The organism is Sphingomonas telluris (assembly GCF_022568775.1).
Taxonomy (GTDB): domain Bacteria; phylum Pseudomonadota; class Alphaproteobacteria; order Sphingomonadales; family Sphingomonadaceae; genus Sphingomicrobium; species Sphingomicrobium telluris.
Genome location: NZ_JAKZHW010000003.1, coordinates 1 through 377, shown reverse-complemented (window position 1 = coordinate 377; position 377 = coordinate 1). Strand labels below are relative to the sequence as shown.

Genomic DNA, 377 nt, shown 5'->3' with positions numbered 1-377 from the left:
GTCTTTTCGACATATGCATCGGCGTAATTTGGGTCCTTCGTAATCGCTTTATCGATGAGAACGAGCGCTGATCGCATCGCATCCGGCCCATCCGCCTGGCCAATCAGTCTCCTTGCTTGCAATACTAAGTCCTGCGCAACGCTGTTGGCGCTACCTCCCAACGACAACGCGACCTTGCCCGCATGTCCCAGCGTCCCGCTGAGAGCCTGGGCCACATTCAGCGCGATGTCGGACTGTATCTTGATCTCGTCACCAGGTGCGCGATCGTAACTTTGCGCCCAGTGCTCGACGCCATCTGCACCGCCGACGAGCTGAGCACTTATGCGAACCACCTGGGGAGAGCGGCGCACGCTTCCGGTCAGTATGTTTCCGACGCC

Annotated in this window: 1 protein-coding gene; it reads right to left on the bottom strand. The window is 58.9% G+C overall.

The window, feature by feature from the left end:
• Positions 1-377 (bottom strand): hypothetical protein (locus LZ016_RS15405; RefSeq protein ID WP_241448401.1); only part of this gene is annotated, 377 nt, incomplete at both ends.